This is a genomic window from Mycobacterium kyorinense, from assembly GCF_001672775.1.
Classification (GTDB): Bacteria; Actinomycetota; Actinomycetes; order Mycobacteriales; family Mycobacteriaceae; genus Mycobacterium; species Mycobacterium kyorinense_A.
Genome location: NZ_LZKJ01000137.1, coordinates 1 through 1,818, shown reverse-complemented (window position 1 = coordinate 1,818; position 1,818 = coordinate 1). Strand labels below are relative to the sequence as shown.

The 1,818-nt window shown below is 64.2% G+C and carries 2 protein-coding genes; both read right to left on the bottom strand.

The window, feature by feature from the left end:
• Positions 1 to 57: 57 nt before the first annotated feature.
• On the bottom strand, positions 58 to 873 hold the full coding sequence (gene istB, locus A5707_RS15000) for an IS21-like element ISMyma9 family helper ATPase IstB (RefSeq protein ID WP_065015256.1): 816 nt from the start codon (positions 871 to 873) through the stop codon (positions 58 to 60).
• The coding region (locus A5707_RS14995) for an IS21 family transposase (RefSeq protein ID WP_065015255.1) at positions 873 to 1,818 on the bottom strand (946 nt) is incomplete at its 5' end. The genes A5707_RS14995 and istB, both read right to left, overlap by 1 nt.

Genomic DNA, 1,818 nt, shown 5'->3' with positions numbered 1-1,818 from the left:
TGTCGGTTCCGGTCGAATCCTGAGCAGTTTCTTCCGGTCGAAAATTGAGCAGGTGTGTTACGGGGTTGAGTCTGCCTGACGGTCGGCTTCGACGGAGGGCAGGGACTCGATTGCGGTGTGTTTGATGCGGTAGCTGGCTCCTTTGAGGGCGATGACGTCGGCGTGGTGCACGATGCGGTCGATCATTGCTGAGGCGATGGTGGCCTCGCCAAATACTTGACCCCAGCGGGAAAACGGCAGGTTAGAGGTCAAGATGATCGAGGATTTCTCATACCGGGTGGAGACCAGTTGGAAGAACAGGTTGGCGGCTTCGGTGTCGAAGGGGATGTAGCCGACCTCGTCGATGACGATCAGCCCGATCCGGGAGATCTTGGTTAGCTCGGTATCGAGGCGCCCGATGCGGTGGGCTTCGGCCAGCCGGGTGATCCAGCCGGTGGCCGGGGCGAACGCGACGCGGTGTCCGGCTTGGGCGGCCGCGATGGCCAACGCGGTAGCCAAATGGGTTTTGCCGGTACCAGGTGGGCCCAGCAGCACGATGTTGCGGGCTTCGGCTAGCCAGCCCCCGGCTTCGAGCCGGGCGATTTGGGCGCGGTCGACGTGAGGTTGGGCAGTGAAGTCGAAATCGGTGAAGGTCTTGATCGCCGGAAACCCCGCATAGCGGATGCGTTGACGGGCACCGGATTCGGCGCGGGCATTGGACTCGACGGCCAAGACAGCGGCCAGGTAGTCCTCCAACGACCAGTTGGCTGCCCGTCCTTGTTCGGCCAGCCGACCGTAGTGGGCGGCGATCCGCGGAGCCTTGAGTAGCCGGGATTGATGGGCGATCAGCTTGTCGGCCTCACCCGGTGTGGGGGCGCGTTTAGTGGCAGCCATCAGGCCACCTCCCCGGTCCCAAACACCGCGTCATAGGCACCTAGATCGGCGACCTCGACGTCAACGTCGAGATGGGCACCAGCAGCTGGCCGGTTACGGAAGTGCTCGCGCATGGTGGCCGCCGCGGTCAGGTGCTCCGGCTCAGACATTAGTCCGGCTGTGCCCCAGAGTCTTTCGTGGTCAGCGACCAGCCGGTCTGCGCATCGGGCCACGATCCGATCCAGCGATGCGGTCACGGTGATCATCCGCCCGATCGCCTCAGGATGCACCGAGTAGGCATTGCCACCGACACTGACGTAGTAGTCGCGTCCCAGCCGGGTACTGAACACGGTGCCAGTGACCGGAGCCACCGGAGGCAACGCGGCCATCGCCTCCCGGTCGGCGACGAGGGCCTGGGCCGGAACCATCTTGGTGGCGGCGTGACGGCGTGGGTTGGCTACCGAGGCCAGCCACTGGGCGAGCTGGATGTTGAAGTCGTGCGCCGAGGCAAAACTGCGGCCCGGCAGAAACGACGACCCAAGGTAGCCGTTGGCTCGTTCGACGATGCCTTTGGTTTCGGGGTCATAGGGCCGGGCTTGGATCAGCCGGGTGCCCAGCACACCGCAGAACCCGGCCACCCCCTCGACCAGCCGACCGCGTTGACCGATCCCGGCCTCGTTGTCCCACAACAGGGTTCGAGGAACAGCACCGACGCATTGCGACAGCAACTGCCACATCCCAGCCAACAGATCCCCGGTGACCTTCGACGGGATCATCATCGCGGCGATAAACCGCGAGTAGGCAGCCACCATCACCAACACCGGAAATGACCGCAACACCCCCGCATGGTCCGGAACAACCCGGCCGGGCAACCACAGGTCACACTGCACCTGCTCACCAGGCAAATGCACCAACCGGTCACACGGATCGGCCGGCACATACTCCGGACGAATCCTGGCGACGTTC